16 protein-coding genes are annotated in these 20,058 nt (G+C 70.3%); 5 read left to right on the top strand and 11 right to left on the bottom strand.

The annotated features are described in order from the left end of the window. Positions 1–84 precede the first annotated feature (84 nt). The gene (locus tag AAHG03_RS13200; protein WP_342151129.1) at positions 85–1,563 is read left to right on the top strand and encodes an MFS transporter; all 1,479 of its coding nucleotides are present in this window, start codon (positions 85–87) and stop codon (positions 1,561–1,563) included. Positions 1,564–1,719: 156 nt separating this feature from the next. Next, positions 1,720–2,721: an alpha/beta hydrolase gene (locus tag AAHG03_RS13195; protein WP_342151128.1), complete on the top strand. Its 1,002-nt coding sequence runs from the start codon at positions 1,720–1,722 to the stop codon at positions 2,719–2,721. 142 nt (positions 2,722–2,863) lie between these two features. Here the strand turns inward: AAHG03_RS13195 and AAHG03_RS13190 are convergent, their stop codons facing one another. The 4 genes from AAHG03_RS13190 to AAHG03_RS13175 all read right to left on the bottom strand — a co-directional run bounded on the left by AAHG03_RS13190 (position 2,864) and on the right by AAHG03_RS13175 (position 7,360). Then, complete coding sequence (locus AAHG03_RS13190; RefSeq protein ID WP_342151127.1) at positions 2,864–3,835, bottom strand: polysaccharide pyruvyl transferase family protein; 972 nt, start codon at positions 3,833–3,835, stop codon at positions 2,864–2,866. 257 nt (positions 3,836–4,092) lie between these two features. Next, positions 4,093–5,037, bottom strand: a complete 945-nt coding sequence (argF, locus tag AAHG03_RS13185) for an ornithine carbamoyltransferase (protein WP_342151126.1) — start codon at positions 5,035–5,037, stop codon at positions 4,093–4,095. 72 nt (positions 5,038–5,109) lie between these two features. Beyond that, positions 5,110–6,306: an aspartate aminotransferase family protein gene (locus AAHG03_RS13180; protein ID WP_342151125.1), complete on the bottom strand. Its 1,197-nt coding sequence runs from the start codon at positions 6,304–6,306 to the stop codon at positions 5,110–5,112. A 280-nt stretch (positions 6,307–6,586) separates the two neighbouring features. Continuing rightward, positions 6,587–7,360 (bottom strand): class I SAM-dependent methyltransferase, encoded by a 774-nt coding sequence (locus AAHG03_RS13175; protein WP_342151124.1) that lies wholly within the window; start codon positions 7,358–7,360, stop codon positions 6,587–6,589. Positions 7,361–7,697: 337 nt separating this feature from the next. On the opposite strand from AAHG03_RS13175, the gene AAHG03_RS13170 reads away from it, so the two are divergent. Both AAHG03_RS13170 and AAHG03_RS13165 read left to right on the top strand, forming a co-directional pair. Beyond that, positions 7,698–8,171 (top strand): RidA family protein, encoded by a 474-nt coding sequence (locus AAHG03_RS13170; RefSeq protein ID WP_342151123.1) that lies wholly within the window; start codon positions 7,698–7,700, stop codon positions 8,169–8,171. Then, positions 8,168–8,926: a glycerophosphodiester phosphodiesterase family protein gene (locus AAHG03_RS13165; protein ID WP_342151122.1), complete on the top strand. Its 759-nt coding sequence runs from the start codon at positions 8,168–8,170 to the stop codon at positions 8,924–8,926. The genes AAHG03_RS13170 and AAHG03_RS13165 overlap by 4 nt, the downstream gene beginning before the upstream one ends. A 193-nt stretch (positions 8,927–9,119) precedes the next feature. On the opposite strand, the gene AAHG03_RS13160 is transcribed toward AAHG03_RS13165, so the two are convergent. Further along, entirely contained in the window at positions 9,120–10,805 is a 1,686-nt protein-coding gene (locus tag AAHG03_RS13160; RefSeq protein WP_342151121.1) for a methyl-accepting chemotaxis protein, read from the bottom strand. A 130-nt stretch (positions 10,806–10,935) separates the two neighbouring features. Here AAHG03_RS13160 and AAHG03_RS13155 point away from each other — a divergent pair, with 130 nt between their 5' ends. Then, a complete protein-coding gene (locus tag AAHG03_RS13155) occupies positions 10,936–11,124 on the top strand; it encodes a hypothetical protein (protein ID WP_342151120.1) in 189 nt (62 codons plus the stop codon). Between the two features lie 96 nt (positions 11,125–11,220). Here AAHG03_RS13155 and AAHG03_RS13150 read toward each other — a convergent pair whose 3' ends face one another. The 6 genes from AAHG03_RS13150 to AAHG03_RS13125 form a co-directional block, all read right to left on the bottom strand. Continuing rightward, complete coding sequence (locus AAHG03_RS13150; RefSeq protein ID WP_342151119.1) at positions 11,221–12,339, bottom strand: alpha/beta fold hydrolase; 1,119 nt, start codon at positions 12,337–12,339, stop codon at positions 11,221–11,223. Beyond that, on the bottom strand, positions 12,336–13,853 hold the full coding sequence (gene glpK, locus AAHG03_RS13145) for a glycerol kinase GlpK (protein ID WP_342151118.1): 1,518 nt from the start codon (positions 13,851–13,853) through the stop codon (positions 12,336–12,338). The genes AAHG03_RS13150 and glpK overlap by 4 nt, the downstream gene beginning before the upstream one ends. A 50-nt stretch (positions 13,854–13,903) precedes the next feature. Next, positions 13,904–17,140 (bottom strand): matrixin family metalloprotease, encoded by a 3,237-nt coding sequence (locus tag AAHG03_RS13140; RefSeq protein WP_342151117.1) that lies wholly within the window; start codon positions 17,138–17,140, stop codon positions 13,904–13,906. A gap of 275 nt (positions 17,141–17,415) precedes the next feature. Next, positions 17,416–17,955, bottom strand: a complete 540-nt coding sequence (locus AAHG03_RS13135; RefSeq protein WP_342151116.1) for an ankyrin repeat domain-containing protein — start codon at positions 17,953–17,955, stop codon at positions 17,416–17,418. 73 nt (positions 17,956–18,028) lie between these two features. Beyond that, positions 18,029–18,313 carry a hypothetical protein gene (locus AAHG03_RS13130; RefSeq protein ID WP_342151115.1) on the bottom strand — a complete coding sequence of 95 codons (285 nt, stop codon included), beginning with the start codon at positions 18,311–18,313 and terminating at the stop codon, positions 18,029–18,031. A 251-nt stretch (positions 18,314–18,564) separates the two neighbouring features. Next, positions 18,565–19,902, bottom strand: coding sequence for a capsule biosynthesis protein (locus tag AAHG03_RS13125; protein ID WP_342151114.1), 1,338 nt, complete (start codon positions 19,900–19,902; stop codon positions 18,565–18,567). Between the last annotated feature and the right edge of the window lie 156 nt (positions 19,903–20,058).

The following is a 20,058-nucleotide window of genomic DNA, read 5'->3' as shown; positions in this document are numbered from 1 at the left end:
TCAAGCGTTGCGGGAGTCGGAACCGCGCCGCGCCTTGCGCGCCGTTGCGAACAAGAGTCCGGATTCACGGTAAACGGGGGCCCAATGACGAGCCGCGTGGAAGGTCAGGGCGGGGCGAAGGCGCCCGAGCGGGTGGCGGCCGGGACCGTCATCGACACCGACATCTCCGCCCGGCTCGACCGGCTGCCGTTCGGCCGCTTCCACACCCTCGTCATCGTCGCGCTCGGCATCACCTGGGTGCTCGACGGCCTGGAGGTGACGCTCGCCGGCGCCCTCGTCGGGGCGCTCCGCAAGGAGCCGATGTCGTTCACCGAGTTCGACGTCGGCTTGGCGGCGAGTTCCTACCTCATCGGCGCGGTGACGGGCGCGGTCGGCTTCGGCTGGCTCACCGACCGGATCGGGCGGAAAAAACTGTTCTTCATCACGCTCGCCCTCTACCTGATGGCGACGGCGGCCACGGGCCTGTCCTGGGACATCTACAGCTTCTGCCTGTTCCGCTTCCTCACGGGGGCCGGCATCGGCGGCGAGTACACCGCGATCAATTCGACCATCCAGGAGCTGATCCCGGCCCGCGTGCGCGGCTGGACCGACCTCGTCATCAACGGCTCGTTCTGGATCGGCGCGGCGCTCGGCTCGTTCCTGTCGATCGCGCTCCTGCGCCCCGAAGTCATCGATCCGGCCTGGGGCTGGCGCATCGCCTTCTTCGTCGGCGGCGGCATCGGCCTCGTCATCCTGCTCCTGCGCACATGGATTCCCGAGAGCCCGCGCTGGCTTGTCACCCACGGCTACGCCGCGGAGGCCGACCGGGTGGTGTCCGGCATCGAGAAGCGCTTCACCGACGAGGGCATCACCCTGCCCCCGCCCGACGAGAAGCGGCGCCTGAAGCTCAAGGTCCGCAGCCACACCCCGCTCTCCGAGGTGGCGGGCGCGATGTTCGTGACGAACCGCCGCCAGACGCTGGTGGGGCTGGCGCTGATGATCGCCCAGGCGTTCTTCTACAACGCCCTGTTCTTCACCTACGCGCTCGTGCTGGAGCGGTTCTACAACGTGCCCGGCGGCGATGTCGGCTGGTACCTCCTGCCCTTCGCCCTCGGCTCCTTCCTCGGCCCGGTGCTGCTCGGACGGCTGTTCGACACGGTCGGACGGCGCCCGATGATCGCGGCGACCTACGGCATCTCGGCGGTGCTTCTGGCCGTCGTCGGCTACCTGTTCCAGCTCGGAATCCTCGGCCCCGTGGGCCAGACCGCGGCCTGGATGGTGGTGTTCTTCTTCGCTTCCGCCGCGGCCAGTTCCGCCTACCTCACGGTCGCCGAGACCTTCCCGCTGGAGATCCGGGCGCTGGCGATCGCCGCCTTCTACGCCATCGGCACCGGCATCGGCGGCGTGTCCGGCCCGCTCCTGTTCGGCACGCTGGTCGAGACCGGTTCGCGCGACTGGGTGCTGTTCGGCTACCTCATCGGCGCCGCGCTGATGGCGGTGGCGGCCGTGGTCGGCGGGCTCTACGCCACCGCGGCCGAGGGCAAGTCGCTGGAGGACGTGTCGAAGCCGCTGGCCTCGGCCTGACGGAAACCTCTTCATTGCCTCGCGTTGTCGCCGGACATCGCTGGAGCATCGGCCCGAAAGGTGGGAACCGGCTTTCGGCAAAAGCCGATGCGGCACAAGAAGCTGAAGCATCGTCTTGGATACGATCCAGGACGATGCTTCAGGCCGGAGGAAACGGTGGATCGGACACGCAGATCGGGCGGGCGGGAAAAAACCCTGAAAGCCGCCGCCCTGCTGCCGCTCGCGGCGGCGGGCGCCTGGATCGCCTGGAGCCATCTCGGCCTCGCCCGCGGCGGCCCCCTCCCCCCGGCCCTGCCGGGGCGGCGCACGCGCCTTCGCACCCGCGCCGGCGCGGTCGGCCTCTACGCCGCGGATGCGCGGGCGGGCCGTCCCTTGCTGCTGATCCACTCGATCAACGCGGCGGCCAACGCCTACGAAGTCCGGCCGCTCTACGAGCATTTTTACGAGTCGCGCCCGGTCTATGCGCTGGAGCTTCCGGGCTTCGGCTCGTCCGAGCGGGCGAACCGCATCTACACGCCGCGCCTCATGGCCGACGCGATCCTCGACGCGGCGGCCGAGATTTCGGCCCGCCACGGCGGCGTCGCGATCGATGCGATGGCCCTGTCCCTGTCCTGCGCCTACCTCGCCCGCGCGGCGCTGGACCGGCCGGAGGTGTTTTCCACCCTCGGCCTGATCAGCCCGACCGGGTTCGACGCCCGCCTCTCCGGCCGCGGCCCCCTCGACCGCCATCGCGGCAAGGAATGGGCCCGCCAGCTCACCGCCTTCCCGCTCTGGGGCCGCCCGCTGTTCGACGCGCTGGTGAGCGCGCCCAGCATGCGCTTCTTCCTCGAAAAGACCTGGGGCAGCCGCGACATCGACGAGGGCCTGTTCGCCTACGACCAGCTCTCGGCCCACCAGCCCGGCGCCGAGCACGCGCCGTTCTCGTTCATCGCCGGCTACCTGTTCCCCGACGACACCACGCGGGTCTACGAGGCGCTGACGCTGCCGGTCTTCATGGTCCACGGCTCGCGCGGCGACTTCGTGGATTACCGCCATGTCGGCGAGGTCGTCGGCCGGCCGAACTGGACGGTGCTGCGGCTGCCGACCGGCGCGTTCCCGCATTTCGAGCGGTTGGGCGCAGTGACGACGGCCTACGAAGACTTCTTGGTCGATCGCTGAGCTGCCGCACCGAGATCGGAACGAGGGCGCCTGGGCGGCATCGATCCTGCCCAGGGGGCTGGAGCGAGTCTCGCGCCCGCTTCATGAACGGCGAGCGTCAGAGCCTCGGCCCGACAGCCGATGCGCCGGTATCTCGACCCCATCAGCCCGGCAGCGTTCCTCCGGACGCGTCCCGATGCCGTAACCCGGCATGACACGAAAAGATCGTATCGCCGCCGGCGAGTTGAACGCCTGCCTCGATCAAACTCTGCTTCCTCTGTGACGAGAGGAAGGGGCAAGCCTCGATCAGCGCGAACAAATCCACTTCGACGATGCCCGGCCCGGAGACAAGCTCATCGAGCGGTACGCAGGGTTCGATCCTCGTGTCGAAGGGCCGATAGTCATCATGTCCGATGGACGACCAATAATCCCGGAACTTGAAATCATCGCCGAGGGGACGATCGCTCGCTTTTACCCAAATGCCGCGCCGGCCGTATGCGTGAGCCAGGATCACGCCATGAAGAGAACTCGAGACGATGGTCTTGCAGGAGAGCACCGCATCGATCGTGCTGCGAACGCCCCCGGTTATGTCGATGACGCGATGGTTCAGGTGTTGCGGGACTTGCGGTACGGCCTCCGTGCCGACCTCACGGAAATGCTGGATGATTCCGACATCGAACGACGGCGCGATGGTCGGCCGATACAGCAGGGGTAGCAGTAACGCGGGATCGCCGAGCGGCATCGCGGCGTCGCCGCCGGCCTGCGCGATCTTCTTTCGGCTCAGCGGTCCACGAGCCGCAACGACGCGCTCCGGGGAGCAGGACAATTGCAGGTCCGATTGTATGAAGCCGCTGCCCCAAACGATGGCATCCTGCCTCGCCCAAGACAAGCTACTGCCGATCACGTAGAACACGGGCGTGCCCGGCACATGATCCGATGGATCTATATCGCCGATGTTCCTCACGGCGCGACCCGTCAGGGCCGCGATGAGCACAGGATTGAGCTTATCGCCCCAGTTCTGCGCGACCATCCCCTTGTTTGGCCAATATGCCGTCAGCGGCGACGAGTCGGTGCCGTCGGGTGTCAGTCCGGGGAGGGTATCCTCGCCGTCAGTTCCGGGCTCGACATCGATCATTCACGACTTTCGCGTGGATAGAGCATCGGCCCGAAAGGCGGATACCGGCTTTCGGAAAAAAGCCGATGCGGCACAGCAACTTAGACGATCGTCCTGGATTTCGTATCCAGGAGGATCGTCTATGCGTCCGGTATCGATCGGTCCGAGGCACGGCGCCTTCGGAAAGCCGCCGACCGCCTTCCCGACCGCGATGCGCTCGGTCCTCGTTCTCGGATCACTGTTTCTCGAAGCCTGAAGCCGCCTTTCGGGATGATGCCCTAATCCCCCAGACACCACGCCAGAATCCCCTTCTGCGCGTGGAGCCTGTTTTCGGCCTCGTCGAACACCACCGATTGCGGGCCGTCGATCACTTCCGCCGTGACCTCCTCGCCGCGATGCGCCGGCAGGCAGTGGAGGAAGATCGCGTCCTTCGCGGCATGCGCCATCAGCGCGGCGTCGACCCGGTAGGGCGAGAGCAGGTTGTGGCGGAAATGCTCGTCGTCGTCGCCCATCGAGACCCAGCAATCGGTCACGACGGCGTCCGCCCCCTTCACCGCCTCGTAGGCGTCACGGGTGGCATGCACCCGGGCGCCCTCGCGCTCGGCCCAGGCGACGAGCGCCGGCGGCATCGCCAGCTCGTCGGGGGCGGCGACCGTGAGGGTGAAGTCGAAGCGGGCGGCGGCGTGGACCCAGCTCGCCAGCACGTTGTTGGCGTCGCCCGACCACGCGATCGTGCGGCCCTTGATCGGCCCGCGATGCTCCTCGAAGGTCATGATGTCGGCCATGATCTGGCAGGGATGCGAGACCTTGGTCAGCGCGTTGATCACCGGCACCTCGGCGTGCTCGGCCAGTTCCAGCATCAGCGCGTGGTCGAGGGTGCGGATCACGATGGCATCGACGAAGCGCGACAGCACGCGGGCGGTGTCCGCCACCGTCTCGCCGCGGCCGAGCTGCATCTCCTTGCCGGTCAGCATCAGGGTGTCGCCGCCCAGTTCGCGCATGCCGACGTCGAACGAGACGCGGGTGCGGGTGGACGGCCGGTCGAACACCATCGCCAGCGTCTTGCCGGTGAGCGGGCGCTCCGCGGCCTGACGGCCCTTCACCCGCGCGCGCTTGATGGCCGCGCCGGAATCGAGGATGCCGCGCAGGGTCTCGGCGGAGAAATCCTTGAGATCGAGGAAATGGCGGACTGCGGGTCCGCTGCCGTTCAGGGTCGTGCTCATAATCGATTTCGCTTGCAGGCCGGCCTTGGGGCCCCATGAAGCGCCGCTGAGGCGCTTCATGGGAAAAGCCCGTTAGGCCGCGCCGCGCATCTGCGCCTCCAGATCGGTCGCCGCGGCTTCCAGCCGGACCACGGCCTCGTCCACCTCCGCCTCGCCGACGATCAGCGGCGGCAAGAGGCGGACCACGTTGTCGCCCGCCGGGATCACCAGGAGATGGCGCGCGCGGGCGGCGGCCGCGAACTCGGTGTTCGGCAGGTTGAGCTTCAGGCCGCGCATCAGCCCCTGCCCGCGCAGCTCGGCGAAGACGTGCGGGTGGCGGTCGATGAGGCCGGCGAGCTTCTGCGTCAGCAGCAGGCCCATCCGCTCGACATGCGCCAGGAAACCCTCGCCCAAAACCACGTCGAGCACGGCGTTGCCCACCGCCATGGCGAGCGGGTTGCCGCCGAAGGTGGTGCCGTGGGTGCCCGCGACCATGCCGCGCGCGGCCTCCGCGGTGGCGAGGCAGACGCCGAGCGGGAAGCCGCCGCCGATGCCCTTGGCCGCGCTCATGATGTCGGGCGTGACGCCCGACCATTCATGCGCGAAGAACTTGCCCGTGCGCCCGACGCCGGTCTGGACCTCGTCCATGATGAGGAGCAGGCCATGCTCGTCGCAGAGCGCGCGGAGCCGCCGCAGGGTCTCGGGCGGGATCAGCCGCAGGCCCCCCTCCCCCTGGATCGGCTCGATCATCAGGGCGGCGGTCTCGGGGCCGATCACGGCGTTCAGCGCGTCGAAGTCGCCGACCGGCACCTGATCGAAGCCCTCGACCTTGGGGCCGAAGCCGTCGATGTATTTCTGCTGCCCGCCCGCCGCGATGGTGGCGAGCGTGCGCCCGTGGAAGGCGCCCTCGAACGTGACGATGCGGTAGCGCTCCGGGTGGCCGCCCGCCGCATGGTACTTGCGTGCCATCTTGATGGCGGCCTCGTTCGCCTCGGCGCCCGAGTTGGCGAAGAAGGCGACATCCGCGAAGGTCGCGTCCACCAGCCGCCGGCCGAACCGCTCGCCCTCCGGGATCTGGAACAGGTTCGAGGTGTGCCAGACCTTCTGCGCCTGCGTCGTCAGGGCCTCGACCAGATGCGGATGCGCGTGGCCGAGCGCGTTGACCGCGATGCCCGCGCCGAAATCGAGGTATCGCTCGCCGCGCTCCGTCACGAGCCAAGCGCCCTCGCCGCGCTCAAAAGCGAGCGGCGCGCGGGCATAGTTCGGCAGCAGGGCGGAGGTCGCGGTCATCCGGGTCCTCAGGCAGCGTTCCAAACGAAAGTGCCGCCTCGGGACGCGGGCGGCACGGTCGCGATTACACTGGAAGGGGGTCGCTTCGCAACGGCGGGGCAATCGCTCCCGGCGATTGCCCCAGTTGGCTCGCTGGCCTCAATCGCCGGCGCTCGCATCCGCGAGCTTAGGCTTTCGCTCCGCTCGACGCTTTTCAGGACCGATGTCCTGAAAAGCACGCTCCGCGCGGCGCTCTTCGCGCCGTGAAGCCGCATCGGCGGCTTCGAACGATCGTCCCGGATCAGGCCGCCTTCAGGCCGAAGGTCTCGCGCATCTCCGCCTCGCTCGCCACGCGGGCGGTGCTGGTGATGTTGCAGGCGGCCAGGAAGGCCTTCAGGGTCTCGTGGGTGGTCTCCATCGCCTGTATCTCGGCGAAGAGATCGTCGTAGGCGTCCGGTAGCACGGTCGAGTGCGGATCGAGGTTCGACAGGGCGACGAGCCCGGTCGGGCCGGCGTCCAGGCAGGTGATGGTCAGGTCCTTGCGGTACTTCTGCAGGATCGCCAGCGCCTTCCAGACGTCGCCTGTCCACGTCGCCGGATGCGGCGTGAGCTTGCGGATCTCCGCGTCGAACTGGTGCCGGCGCGCCATGTAGATGTCGCCCGGCAGGCAATCGTGCAGGAAGATCACCGAGTTCGGGCCGCACAGCCGCTCGGTGTTGAAGATGTCGCGCAGCAGCACCTCGGCCTCGTGCAGGCCGTCGAGGAAGGCGATGTCGATCGGGCCGCCCGCGAGCGCCGGCACGTCGGTCCCGGCGAAGAAGGCGTCGCTGGTCTGCTGGAACAGAAACAGCTTCTCCTTCTTGCCGACCACGTCGGCGCTGAACTTGAAGTTCGGATCGACGCCGATGACGCAGCGTTCGGCGAGCGTGATCGTCGAGCCGGTGTTGACGCCGACTTCGAGGTACCAGTCCGGCCGCAGGAAGGCGTGGGCGTTCTTCAGGACGGTCTGATAGTTGGCGCCGCGGTGGTGATGGAACCTGCGGAAGTCCGGGAAGCTGCTGGTTGCCTCGGCCATCTCGTCTCTCCCCTGCCCTGCGCGCCCGGCTCGTCGGCCGGCGCCCCCGCGGTCGGGGCGGCAGGCCGCTCGCGCACGCGCCGTCTCGACCATCGCTCGAAGCGTCGGCGGCCCTGCCGCAACCCAGCGCTGAGCCCGCTCGCTGCGAGCGGGAAGCCGGCCGTCTACGATATCCCGGAAGTCCTGTCACCGCCCCGCGGTCGGGCGCTGCGCCGCCGGGCCGCGGCGCTGGGTGAGCGGCCCGTCACCCGCATCGTCGCGCGGCCCGGCGGCCCCCTTGCGCCCCACCCCGCCCCCGTGCTTCGTCCCCGGCGACGAAGCAGGAGCCACGCACGCGATGAACTCGGTCAAGGAACGCCTGGAAGCCCTCGGGCTCACCCTGCCGAAGGCGGCGGCCCCCGTGGCGAACTACGTGCCGTTCGTGCGCTCGGGCAATCTCGTGATCGTCTCCGGCCAGATCTGCTTCGGGCTCGACGGCAAGCTCAGTGACGCCCACAAGGGCAAACTCGGCGCCGAGGTCTCGAACGAGGCGGGCATCGAGGCGGCCAAGCTGTGCGCCCTCAACGTGCTGGCCCAGATCGAGGCGGCGGTGGGCGATCTCGACCGCGGCGTCGTGCAATGCGTGCGGCTCGGCGGCTTCATCAACGCCGTGCCGACGTTCTCCGCGCTCGCCCCCATCATGAACGGCGCCTCCGACCTGATGGTCGCGGTGCTCGGCGACAAGGGCCGCCACGCCCGCTCGACGGTGGGCGTCGCCGAACTCCCCCTCGACGCCGCGGTCGAGGTCGAGGCGATGTTCGAGGTCGCGTGAGCCGCGCCCTCAACGCCCCCGCCTGGCTGACCGCCCGGCCGATCGCCCATCGCGGCCTGCACGACCGCGCCGCCGGCATCCCCGAGAACACGCTGGCCGCAGCCGAGGCCGCGGCGTCCGCGGGCTACGCCATCGAGTGCGACGTGCAGCTCAGCGCCGACGGCGAGGCGATGGTGTTCCACGACGCCACGCTGGGCCGGCTCACCGGCACCGAGGGCGCGGTGGACGCCACGAGCGCCGCGGATTTCGGGCAACTCACGGTCTTCGGCACGGCCGAGCGCATCCCGACGCTCGCCGCGTTCCTCACCCATATCGGCGGGCGGGTGCCGGTGGTGGTCGAGATCAAGAGCCGCTTCGACGGCGACCGCCGCCTCACCCGCCGCACCGCGGAAGTGGTGGCCGGGTTCGACGCGCCGATCGCACTGAAATCCTTCGATCCGGGCATCGTCGCGACGCTCGCCGAGATCGCGCCGTCTGTTCCGCGCGGCATCGTCGCCGAGGCGAGCCAGGACGATCCCGAATACGACCGCCTGAGCCCGTCGCTGCGCACCGCGCTGTCGGGCCTGCTCCATCTCGACGAGAGCCGCCCCGATTTCCTGTCCTGGCGCGTCGGCGACCTGCCGGGCCCGGTGCCCTATCTCTGCCGGCGGCTGGGCAACATGCCGGTGATGACCTGGACCGTGCGCACCCCCGAGCAGCGGGCGCTGGCGCAGGCGCATGCGGATCAGATGGTGTTCGAGGGGTTCCGGCCCTGAGGTTTCAGGGGCCTGTTCGACCGGCTCCTCCTACCCACCCCCTCATCCTGAGGTGCTGCGCAGCAGCCTCGAAGGAGGGCTCCAGCCAGCCGCGCGATCCCTGGAGCCCTCCTTCGAGGCTCCGCTTCGCTATGCACCTCAGGATGAGGGGGATGGGTGGGAGGAGCCGATCAGGCGGCAAGCCTTGAAAAACTCAGGCCGCCCGCACGGTGTCGAGGAAGCGGGCGACGTCCGTGCCGAGCTGCTCGGATTGCCGCGACAGCTCGGTCGCCGAGGCGAGCACCTGGGAGGCTGCCGCCCCGGTCTCCTCCGCGGCCGAGGCCACGCCCGCGATGTTGGCCGTCACGGCGCCCGCGCCGGTCGCGGCCTGGGCGACGTTGCGCACGATCTCGTGGGTCGCCGCGCCCTGCTCCTCCACCGCCGCCGCGATGCCGGTGGCGACCGCGCTGATCTCGCGGATGCGGCCGGCGATGCCGTCGATCGCCGTCACCGCCTGACCGGTCGAGGCCTGGATGCGGCCGATCTGGCCGGTGATCTCTTCCGTCGCCCGCGCGGTCTGGTTGGCCAGTTCCTTCACCTCCGCCGCGACGACGGCGAAGCCGCGGCCCGCCTCGCCGGCACGCGCCGCCTCGATGGTGGCGTTCAGCGCCAGAAGATTGGTCTGGCCGGCGATGGTGGCGATCATCGCCACCACGTCGCCGATGCGGGCGGCCGCGTCCGACAGGTCGCGCACGAGCACGGCCGTCTGGCCCGCCTCCCCCACGGCGGCCTGGGCGAGCGCGGCCGAGCCGTCGACCTGACGCCCGATCTCGGCCACCGAGGCGCCGAGTTCCTCCGCCGCCACGGCGACGGTGCCGACATTGGTCGCCGCCTCGTCGGCGGCGCTCGCCACCGAGCCGGACTGGGCCGCGGTCTGGGCGGCGGTGGCGGTCATGGCGCGTGCGGTCGCCTGCAGCTGGCTCGCCGCCGCCGAGAGGCCGCCGATGACGCCGCCGACATTGCGCTCGAACGCGTCGGCCATGTCGCGGGCCGCGGCCCTGCGCTGGGCCTCCGCCCCGGCGCGGGCGAGCGCCGATTCCTCTTCGAGCCGGCGGGCGCGGATCAGGTTGTCCTTGAACACCTGCACCGCCGCCGACATCGCGCCGATCTCGTCGCGCCGGCCCCTTCCCGGCACGTCGATGCCGGCGTCGCCCGCCGCCAGCCGGCCCATCGCCGCGGTCATCCCCTCGATCGGCCGCGAGATGCCGCGCCAGCCGAACAGGGCGGCGAGCAGCGCCGAGAGCAGCGTCACCGCCATGGCGATCCAGGCGGTCGTGGCGGCGGAGGCCGCGCTCTCGACGGCGTGGGCGACGCTGTCCTTGGCGCCGCGTTTGTTCAGGGCGAGGTTTTCCTGGAGCGCCTTGGTGGCGGATTGGGCGAGCGCCAGGGTGTCGGGCCCGGCGAGCGCACTCAGCGCCTCGGCCTTGCGCCCGGCCTGCATCATCCCGACAATTTCCTCCAGCCGCGCCGTGTAGGTCGCCCAGGTGGCGGAGAAGCGCTCGTAGAGCGCCCGCTCCTCGGGCGAGGCGATCAGCGGCTCGTAGGCCTTGCGCAGGTCGGCGAGCGCCTTCTGGGCCACCCGCACGCTCTTCTCGTTGGCGGCGAGCAGTTCCGGCGTGTCCGAGGTGGAGGCGTAGCGGTAGGTCTTCACCCGCTCGTCGCGGGTGGCCGTGCTGATGTCGCCGAGCAGGCCGACCGAGGGCAGCCAGTTGTCGGCGATCTCCCGCACCTCGTGGTCGATCGTCGCGAGCTTGACGATGCTGAGCCCGCCCTGGAATGCCGCGACGACGGCGAGCAGGCTGAACGAGCCGGCGAGGGCCGCTTTGAGGGTGACGCGCATGCTGGGGTCCGGTCGGGGCGAGACAGGTCTGGTGACCGGATTAGTAATTTAAAGAGTTAATTTTCCGTCGCAGAGTGGCGAAGGAAGTCATCGTCCGTCCGTCGCCGCGGCAAAATAATGTCACGTCACCGTGATCGACGCGGACGCCGAGCTTAGAAAACGATCCTTCGCTAAGATTTCAGCAAAAGGACTGTTGGTGGATTGCCGGATGATCCCGCCGGGCTCCACTGCACGCCGTCATTGCGAGGCGAAACTGACGCAATCCAGAGCGCGACGTTTCCTGAAAGCGCGCGAGCGCGCCGACGACGCGATTACGTGAGCGGTCCCTCTTGGGAGTGCGGAGCCCTGGATTGCTTCGGCTCCGCCTCGCAATGACGGGGAGCCGCGGCCATCGATCCGCTGCCCCCCGCGGGCCTCAGCGCTTGGCCGGCCCCTCCGGCGAGTTCGCCCCCTCGGTCTTCGCCTCGGGCGATCCCAGAAACTCGGCCAGATGCCGCTTCCACAGGGAGGCGTAGCGTAGCGACTGGTGGCCGTGGGTCTCGGGCGAGGTCGGCACCAGCACGAAGCGGCCGTCCTTCACTTTGCCCATCGCGGCGTTCATCACGTCGAGCTGGGGCGGGTTCAGCTCGTCGTCGGAAAAATTCACCGCCAGCACCTTGGCCTCGATCTTCGCCAGATCGGGGAAGGGGTCGTAGTCGAACGAGGAATCGAACCAGCGCAGCCAGTCGTTGGCGTCGGCTTTGTTCTCGTAGCCCGCGACCATCTTGTCGTAGACGGCGTCCGACGCGGCGCGGGTGGGCGCCTGCTTCTGGAGGCCGAGCACGCTCTCGGTCATGATGTTGAAGATCGGCAGGATGCGCTCGAAGCTTTTCGGCTGCTTGGTGTAGTCGCCCCCGTTCCAGTCCGGGTCGGAGCGGATGCCCTCGATCAGCAGGCGCCGCCACAGGGCGTTGCGCCCGCTCACGGGAATCGGCTGGCTCGCCACCGCCATGATCAGGTCCATGGCTTGCGGATAGCGGATGCCCCACATCCAGGCCTGCATCCCGCCCATGGAGGTGCCGAGCACGAGGCGCAGGCGCTTGACGCCGAGTTCCTCCACCACCCGGTGCTGGCCCTCGACGACGTCGCCGTAGCCGTAGCGGGGGAAGCGGCCTTTGAGCCCGTCGGACGGCTTCGAGGAGCCGCCGCGCCCGAGCCCGTCGGGCAGGATCACGTACCAGCGCCGGGCATCGAGGGGCGCGCCCTCGCCGAACAGCTCGGGCCCGAGCGTCGGGATCAGGAAGCTCTTGCCCGTGCCGGTGGTGCCGTGCAGGACCAGCACCGCGTTGTCGATCGCGCCGTCGGCGCCGCGGCGCGGCGTGCCCAGCGTGGTGTAGTGCAGCTTGGCCTCGGACAGGCTCTCGCCGCTCGCAAGGCGCAAGTCCCGGACGACGACGTCGCCCTCGCGCTGCTCCGGATAGGTCTGCGGCGCGGCCTCGGCCGCGGTTGCGAACAACATCGACATCGCCAGAAGTGCCGCCCGTCCGCGCCTCATGCCTCGTCTCCCGCGTCGTCCTGCACCCAACCGAAGGAGCGCTCCACCGCCCGGCTCCAGCCGGAGAACAGCGCCGCGCGCCGCTCCGCGTCGAGATGCGGATGCCAGCGCCGGTCAACCGCCCAATTGTCCTTGAGGTCCGAGAGGCCGCCCCAGAATCCGGTGGCGAGGCCCGCGGCGTAGGCGGCACCCAGCGCGGTGGTCTCCGCCACCTTCGGGCGCAGGGTCTCGCGGTCGAGGATATCGGCCTGGAACTGCATCAACAGGTCGTTGACGGTCATGCCGCCGTCGCAGCGCAACTCGCTCAGGCGAATACCGGAATCGCGCTCCATCGCCTCCAGCACCTCGCGGGTCTGGTAGGCGGTGGCTTCGAGACAGGCGCGGGCGATGTGGCCCCGGTTGGCGTAGCGGGTGAGCCCGATGATGAGGCCGCGGGCGTCGTCGCGCCAATGCGGGGCGTAGAGGCCGGAGAACGCCGGCACGACGTAGACGCCGCCGTTGTCCTCGACGCTGCGGGCCAGCGCCTCGACCTCGCCTGATTCGCGGATCAGCCCGAGATTGTCGCGCAGCCACTGCACCAGCGCGCCGGTGATGGCGATGGAGCCCTCCAGGGCGTAGGCCGGGGGTTCATCGCCGATGCGGTAGGCGACCGTGGTGACGAGGCCGGCCTTCGAGGCGACGGGCTCCGCGCCGGTGTTCATCAGCGCGAAGGCGCCGGTGCCGTAGGTGTTCTTGCCCTCGCCCGCCGAGAAGCAGGTCTGGCCGAAGAGCGCCGCCTGCTGATCACCGAGGATGCCGGCCACCGGCACGCCCTCGAACGGGTCGCGGGTCTCCCCGAGCACCGCGCTCGACGAGACGATTCTGGGCAGCACCGCGCGGGGGATGCGGAACACGCCGAGCATCCCCTCGTCCCAGTCGAGGCTCGCCAGCGACATCAGCTGCGTGCGGCTGGCGTTCGTCACGTCGGTGACGTGCAGGCCCCCCTCCTCGCCGCCGGTGAGGTTCCAGACCAGCCAGGAATCGATGGTGCCGAACAGGGCGCGTCCGTCCTCGGCCTTCTCCCGCGCCCCCTCGACATGGTCGAGCAGCCACGCGAGCTTGGAAGCCGAGAAGTAGCTCGCCAGCGGCAGGCCGGTGAGATCGCGAAAACGGTCGCGCCCGCCGTCGCGGGCGAGCGCCGCGACGTGGCGGTCGGTGCGGGTGTCCTGCCAGACCAGCGCGTTGTGCAGCGGTTCGCCGGTCGCGGCATCCCACAGGAGTGCCGTCTCGCGCTGGTTGGTGATGCCGATGGCCGCGAGGTCGGAGGGTTCGAGGCCCGCCCGCACCAGCCCCTCGCGCATCACCGTGCGGGTGTTGCGCCAGATCTCGCGGGCATCGTGCTCGACCCAGCCGGCTTTGGGGAAGATCTGCTCGTGCTCGCGCTGGGCCTGGCCCAGGATGGCGCCGGAGCGGTCGAACACGATGAAGCGCGTGCTCGTGGTGCCCTGGTCGATCGCCCCGACCGCCTGCGCCATGACATCCCTCCCCGGCCCGGATCGTTGGCGTCCGGGCCGCGGGGGCGATCCTACACGACGATCAGGAAGTCGGAAGCCGCGAGCGTCACGACGTTGTCGAACACGGCGATCTTGACCTGGGCCTGCGCGCCGGTGCCGTCGGCATCGAAGTAGAGGCTCCGGCTCTTGGCGTCGAAGATGACGCGGTCGTCGGCGTCCTGGGCGCCCGTGCCGGCGTGGAACTGCCCCTCGGCGAGGCGCCCCGCCTTCAGCCCGGCGACGATGTCGGCCTTGAGCCAGATTGCATCGGTGCCGGAGGTGAGGTCGGAGATCCGATCGACGTTGTCGGCGCCGAGGCGGGTGCTGAACACGAACCGGTCGCTGCCGGACCCGCCGAGGAGGAGGTCGGCGCCCGCGCCGCCGTCGAGCCGGTCGTTGCCGGACCCGCCGAAGAGCATGTCGAAATCCGCTCCGCCGTCGAGCGCGTCGTTTCCGACTCCCCCGGAGAGGGTGTCCTCCCCCGCCCTGCCGTCGAGCCGGTCGCTGCCGGACCTGCCCGAGAGGTAGTTCGCGACGCCGTTGCCGATCAGGGTGTCGTTACCCGCACCGCTGAAGACGTTCTCGACGTTGCCGATCCTGTCGCGGCCGATGTCGTCGCCGAGGGCGTGGTAGACCTTGTAGACCACGTTGGGGCGCTCGTCCGCGATGCCGTTCAGATCGACGAGGATCGCCTCGCGCGCGGTCTCGTAATCGACCCTGTCGCCCGAGAACTCGCTGCCGCCGTCGAGGCGGTCGTCGCCCGCGCCGCCGATCAGGATGTCGTCCCCGGCCGCGCCGTCGATGCGATCGTTACCCGCGCCGCCGTCCAGGATGTCGCTCCCGGCGCCGCCGATCAGCATGTCCTGTCCATCGCCCCCGTCGAGGTGATCGTCCCCCGCATTGCCGAAAAGGTGGTCGAGGCCGGCGCCGCCGAAGAGGCGGTCGTTGCCGCTCCCGCCGATCAGCCGGTCGTTGCCGGCTCCATCCTCCGGGGTACCGCCACCCGAGCCGCCCGTGCCGGGGTCGGTGCCGATATCGGGCCGATCCGCACCGTCCCCGCCCTTCAGGATCAGGAAGTCGGACGCGCGGAGCGAGGTCACCTTGTCGAGCAGGGCGACCTTGACCTGAGCCTGCGCGCCCGTGCCGTCGGCATCGTAGAACAGGGTCTTGGTCCCGGCGTCGAAGATCAGGCGGTCGTCGGCGTCGCGGGCGCCCGTGCCGGCGTGGAACTGCCCTTCCGCGAGGCGTCCCGCCTTCAGCCCGGTGAACACGCCGGCATCGAGGTCGATCGCATCGGTGCCGGAGGTGAAGTCGGCGATCCGATCGACGTTGTCGGCGCCGAGGCGGGTGCTGAACACGAACCGGTCGCGGCCGGCTCCGCCGGAGAGGATGTCGGCGCCCGCCCTGCCGTCGAGCCGGTCGTTGCCGGACCCGCCCGAGAGGCGGTTCGCGACGCCGTTGCCGATCAGGGTGTCGGCGCCCGCGCCGCCGGCGACGTTCTCGACGCTGCCGATCCTGTCGCGACCGATCTCGGCCCCGATGGCGTGGTAGACCTTGTAGACCGCGCCGGGTCGCTCGTCCGCGACGCCGTTCAGATCGACGAGGATCGCCTTGCGCGCGGCCCCGTAATCGACCGTGTCGCCCGAAAGCTCGCCGCCCTTGCCGCCGTCGAGGCGGTCGTTGCCCGCGCCGCCGACCAGGAGGTCGTCCCCGACCGCGCCTTCGAGGCGGTCGTCGTCCCGGCCGCCGACGAGGATGTCGTCCCCGTCGCCGCCGATCAGGACGTCCCGTCCGTCGCCGCCGTCGAGGCGATCCTTCCCGGCATTGCCGAAGAGTTGGTCCGTCCCGACTCCGCCGAGGAGACGGTCGTCGCCGAGCCCGCCGGTCAGCCCGTCGTTGCCGGTTCCGCCCTCCAAGGTGTCCTTGCCGTCGCCGCCGTCGAGCCGGTCGTCGCCGTCGTCGCCGACGAGGCGATCGTTGCCCGTGCCGCCGTCGAACCGGTCGATGCCCCAGCCGCCGCCGAGGTAGTCGTCGCCCGCGCCGCCCGCGGCGGCGTCGTTGCCGCCCCCGCCGATCAGCGTGTCGGCGTCGTCGCCGCCGTTGAGCGTGTCGTTCCCCTCGCCGCCTTCGAGCCGGTCCCGCCCCGCGCCGCCGTCGAGCCGGTCCGCGCCGTACTCGCCGTGGAGGCGGTCGGCGTCGGCGCCGCCGTCGAGCCGGTCGTCGCCGACCCCGCCCCACAGGACGTCCCTGCCCGCCGAGCCGGACAGGCGGTCGTTGCCGACGCCGCCGAAGATCGCGTCGTTGCCGGCGCCGCCGTCGGCCCGATCGTTGCCATCGTCCCCGCCCAGCAGGGTGTCGTCGCCGTCGCCGCCGTCGAGGGTGTCGTTGCCGACGCTCCCGTCGAGCGTGTCGGCTCCGGCCCCGCCGCGGAGGGTGTCGTCGCCGCTGCCGGCCTCGATCCGGTCGTCGCCCGCGCCCCCGTCGATCGTGTCCCTGCCGCTCCACGTGACGACGATGTCGTCGCCGCCGCCCGCGGCGACGACGTTGGCCGTGGAGACGCCGCGCAGGGTCTCGCCCGCCTCGGTGCCGGCCTGGGTCAGGGTGAACGTCGCCGCGTCCCAGGACCAGTTCGCCCCCGGCCCGCCGTCGCGGTCGTTCGTGCCGTAGATCGACTGGATCGCGGTGATGTCGAGGGTGCCGAGCCGCGGCGTGTCGCCGTTGTAGCTCATCACCGTGTAGATCGTGTTGTCGAGGGTCCCGTCGAGCTGGAGGTCGCCCTCGAACGGATGCTTGAGGCCCAGCGTGTGGCCGATCTCGTGCAGCAGCACGTGCAGCGTGCCCTCGGCGGTGTAGCCGTCGACCTCGCGGCCGAGATAGACGTCGCCCGGCGCGCCGCGGCCGTCGGGCAGGCCCTCCCCGACGGCGTAGGGATAATAGGCGAAGGCGGCCGAGTCCCGCACGTCGAACCGGCTGGAGAAGTCGTAGCTGCCGAAGCGGATGTCGCCCTGGCCGGCCGCCACCTCCACGAAGCGGATGCCGCTCGCCTGATCCCACATCGTCAGGGCGGCCTGGGCCTGCTGCCGCTGCATCGCCGTGAGTTCGCGGAAGGAGCCGCGGAACGTGTCGAACCACGACATGCCGTCGAGATAGTCGTAGTGCGTCGTCTCGAACGAGTAGGTGACGAACAGCGGCCCGGCGGCGCCGGTATCGCCTCCCCACCAGCTCCGGCCGGAGAGGAGGGCGGTGTGGTCGCTGACGGTGGTCGACATCGTGACGTTTCTTTCCCCAACGTCACAATCGTTAGATGACCGCATCAGACACAGACAAGGAAACGCTGTGCCTCCCGCGCATGGTCGCGGACGACCGTGTCGTTCCGGCTACAGGTGAGGCGCGGGCCGGAGCCGTATCCGCGCTGACCGCATCCGGTCGATGCCGCTCTAAGTCTCTGCTTTGTCGCGCTTTCTTTCGACGGGCCGGCCTCCACGTCGTCGGAATACGCTCCAGGTTGCGCTGCCGCGGTCAGGTTGGCCGGGATCGGTCGCGGTCAGCCCGCCGCCCGCTCCAGCAGGGCCGGGGTCTCCCGCGCGCCCATCTGCCGGGCGAGGTCCGCGGCGTTCATCCCCGAGGCGTCGCGGCGGGCCGGGTCGGCGCCGCGGGCGAGCAGCCGCTCGACGATGGCGACGCGGTCGAACATCGCCGCCAGCATCAAGGCCGTGCGCGCGCCCTCGTCGGTTCCGTCCACCGCCGCGCCGTGGTCGAGCAGCAGATCGACGATGGCCGCGTCGCCCTTGAAGGCCGCGCCCGCGAGCGGGGTCTGGCGGCGGTCGTTGGCGAGTTCGGGGTCGCCGCCGGCCTCCAGCACCACCCGCGCGGCCTCGGCCTGCCCGTTATAGGCGGCGAGCATCAGGAGGCTGTCGCCCTTGTCGTTGCGCAGGTTGGCCGGCAGCCCTTGCGCGAACAGCCCGGCCAGCTCCTCGGCATGCCCCATCCGGGCGTACTGGAAGACGCGGCCCGCGAAGGCGAGGGTGGCGTCGTCGAGGGCGGGGGGCGCGGACGGGGGCGTTTCGGGGGGATCGGCCTGCATCGAGGGGGCTCGCGGGGATGCTCTGAAGGGGGCGGCCGTGATGTGGGGCCCGGGCCGGGTTCGTCCAGCCGGTTCAGCGCCGCCGCCCGGAGAGCCGCGCGGCCTCGGCGTCCTGGGCGGCCTTGGCCTCGGCGATCTTGCGCAGGGTCTGGAAGCGGGTGATGTCGAACTCGACGTCCCGGATCGTCTCCTCGATCAGGTGGCGCTGCATCAGGATGCCCGGGTCGTCGGCGGCGAGCCCCTCGCGCTCCTGCAGCCGCTGCACCGCCGCCCGGACCACGTTGTAGACATCCTCCCGCTCCTCCCGGCTCATCGCCGGGCTCACCGCGCGGGCGACGAGATCCGAGAAATCCGCCATGCAGCCTGCTCCTGTGACGTGCTCCGCCGACGGCCGGGACGGACCGGGGCCGCTCCGGCGACAAGAGGGACATCGCCCGCGGCAGCGGCCCGATCAAGGGGTGGCCCCCGAGCAAGGGCAACCGTGCGGCAGCACCGTATCACCGGGCGCGAAGAGCGCCCCGCTTGAGCGGCCTCGGCTCTCAGCCGAGGCGTCTAGCGGAGCGATAGCCTAAGGCCGCGGACGCGGCCGCCGGCGCCTGAGGCCAAGCATCAAAGTCTATTATCCACCACGGCGGCCCGGATCAGCGAGACGGCGCTCCAGAGCATCGTGAACAGGAACGCCGCCACGGCGACGGCATTGAACGGGGCCGGATAGGCGGAATAGCTCGGCAGCAGGGGCTCGACGAAGGTCGCGATGTAGATCTGCTGCTTCGAGGCGGCGACGCGGGCGCGGTCGAGGATCATGTTCATCGACGCGTTGAGCTTCTCGGCGATCAACTGCTCGACCATCAGGCCCTCGTATTCGAGCAGGGCCTGGGTGAGGTTGTGCGAGGCGTCGCTGACGAGGCCGTCGGTGGTGAGGCGGTTCTGCAGGTCCTTCATCTGGCCGTCGATGGCCGCGACGGTGGCGACGAGCGCCTGGATGCTGCGGGTCCGCTCGTCGAGCTTGGAATCGCGCAGGACGCGCAGGTCGTTCTCGGCCTTGATCTTGTCCTTGCGCAGCAGCTCGATGGTGGTGACGGTGGCCTGGGCCGACTGCACCGGGTCGATGATGCCCCAGCGGTTGCGGAACTCCTGCAGGGCCATGCGGGCCCGCTTGAGCCGATCCACCGCCTTGTCGACCTCCTTCTGCGCCTGGGTCAGCATGTCCTGCTGGGCGCGGCGGGAGATCATGTTGATCAGGATCTCGGCCTGGGCGATCACCTCCTTGGAGATCGCCACCGCGTCCTGGGGCGAGAAGGCCCGCACGGTCAGCCGGATCACGCCGGAAACGACGTCGATCTGCGGCGTGACGTGGCGGCGCCAGTGGCGCACCAGCCGCTCGACCGGCTGGTCGGCGTCGTAGCGCGCCCAGAAGTCGATCCCGTCCTGCGAGAACATCTTCGCGAGACCGAGCTTGGCATCGACCGACTCCACCAGCGGCCGGCTCTTGATGTAGTCGCGCAGGATGAAGCTGTCCTGGCTGTTATGCTTCTGGATCAGCTCCTGGTAGACGCCGAGCTGCGTGGACGCCATCGGCTCGATGTCGCCGCGGATGGCGAACTGCGATTCGGCGATGTATTGCGGCGTGGCCAGCACGAAGACGTAGAAGCCCACCGCCGCCGTCGGCACCAGCACGAACAGGCAGTAGCCGCGCACCAGCCGCACCAGCAGCCGCGGCTGCGGGCGTTCCTCCTCCTCCCGGCGCCGGAGGCCGGGCAGGCGGGTCCAGCTCAGGGTCCGGCGCATCCGCGCCGCCAGCGCCCCGCGCCGGCCCGCGGGCACGGGCTCGATCGTCTCGGCGTTGCGCCGCAGATCCGGCACGGAGCGGCGGGCCAGCTCCATGAGCGACTGGACGCTCGGGCTCGACCGGACCTTCGTCTCCTGCTTGACCTCGTCCGAACTCATCGAAGGGACATCCTCGCGGGAAAACCGCCGCCGGCCGTCGGCCGGCCTTTGTGCCGACCCGTCGTCGGCGTCCTGTCGCACCCGGCCGCGACGCGCCGGCCAAGCGCCGGCCAAGCGCTCTTGGCCAAGCGCTCTCGACCCCGGCTGAGGTCACGT

The sequence above is a fragment of the Methylorubrum subtropicum genome (genome assembly GCF_038442325.1).
GTDB classification, from domain to species: Bacteria; Pseudomonadota; Alphaproteobacteria; order Rhizobiales; family Beijerinckiaceae; genus Methylobacterium; species Methylobacterium subtropicum.
The sequence above is the reverse complement of the archived record's forward strand: the minus strand, read 5'-3'. Positions and strand labels throughout refer to the sequence as shown.

Excerpts from the sequence above, each read along its gene's own strand:
- AAHG03_RS13135 (WP_342151116.1), bottom strand. The coding sequence starts at position 17,955 with ATGCAGGCCGATCCCCCCGAAACGCCCCCGTCCGCGCCCCCCGCCCTC.
- argF (WP_342151126.1), bottom strand. The coding sequence starts at position 5,037 with ATGAGCACGACCCTGAACGGCAGCGGACCCGCAGTCCGCCATTTCCTC.
- AAHG03_RS13130 (WP_342151115.1), bottom strand. The coding sequence starts at position 18,313 with ATGGCGGATTTCTCGGATCTCGTCGCCCGCGCGGTGAGCCCGGCGATG.
- AAHG03_RS13140 (WP_342151117.1), bottom strand. The coding sequence starts at position 17,140 with ATGTCGACCACCGTCAGCGACCACACCGCCCTCCTCTCCGGCCGGAGC.
- AAHG03_RS13180 (WP_342151125.1), bottom strand. The coding sequence starts at position 6,306 with ATGACCGCGACCTCCGCCCTGCTGCCGAACTATGCCCGCGCGCCGCTC.
- AAHG03_RS13200 (WP_342151129.1), top strand. The coding sequence starts at position 85 with ATGACGAGCCGCGTGGAAGGTCAGGGCGGGGCGAAGGCGCCCGAGCGG.
- AAHG03_RS13160 (WP_342151121.1), bottom strand. The coding sequence starts at position 10,805 with ATGCGCGTCACCCTCAAAGCGGCCCTCGCCGGCTCGTTCAGCCTGCTC.
- AAHG03_RS13150 (WP_342151119.1), bottom strand. The coding sequence starts at position 12,339 with ATGAGGCGCGGACGGGCGGCACTTCTGGCGATGTCGATGTTGTTCGCA.
- AAHG03_RS13175 (WP_342151124.1), bottom strand. The coding sequence starts at position 7,360 with ATGGCCGAGGCAACCAGCAGCTTCCCGGACTTCCGCAGGTTCCATCAC.
- glpK (WP_342151118.1), bottom strand. The coding sequence starts at position 13,853 with ATGGCGCAGGCGGTCGGGGCGATCGACCAGGGCACCACGAGCACGCGC.
- AAHG03_RS13190 (WP_342151127.1), bottom strand. The coding sequence starts at position 3,835 with ATGATCGATGTCGAGCCCGGAACTGACGGCGAGGATACCCTCCCCGGA.
- AAHG03_RS13125 (WP_342151114.1), bottom strand. The coding sequence starts at position 19,902 with ATGAGTTCGGACGAGGTCAAGCAGGAGACGAAGGTCCGGTCGAGCCCG.
- AAHG03_RS13170 (WP_342151123.1), top strand. The coding sequence starts at position 7,698 with ATGAACTCGGTCAAGGAACGCCTGGAAGCCCTCGGGCTCACCCTGCCG.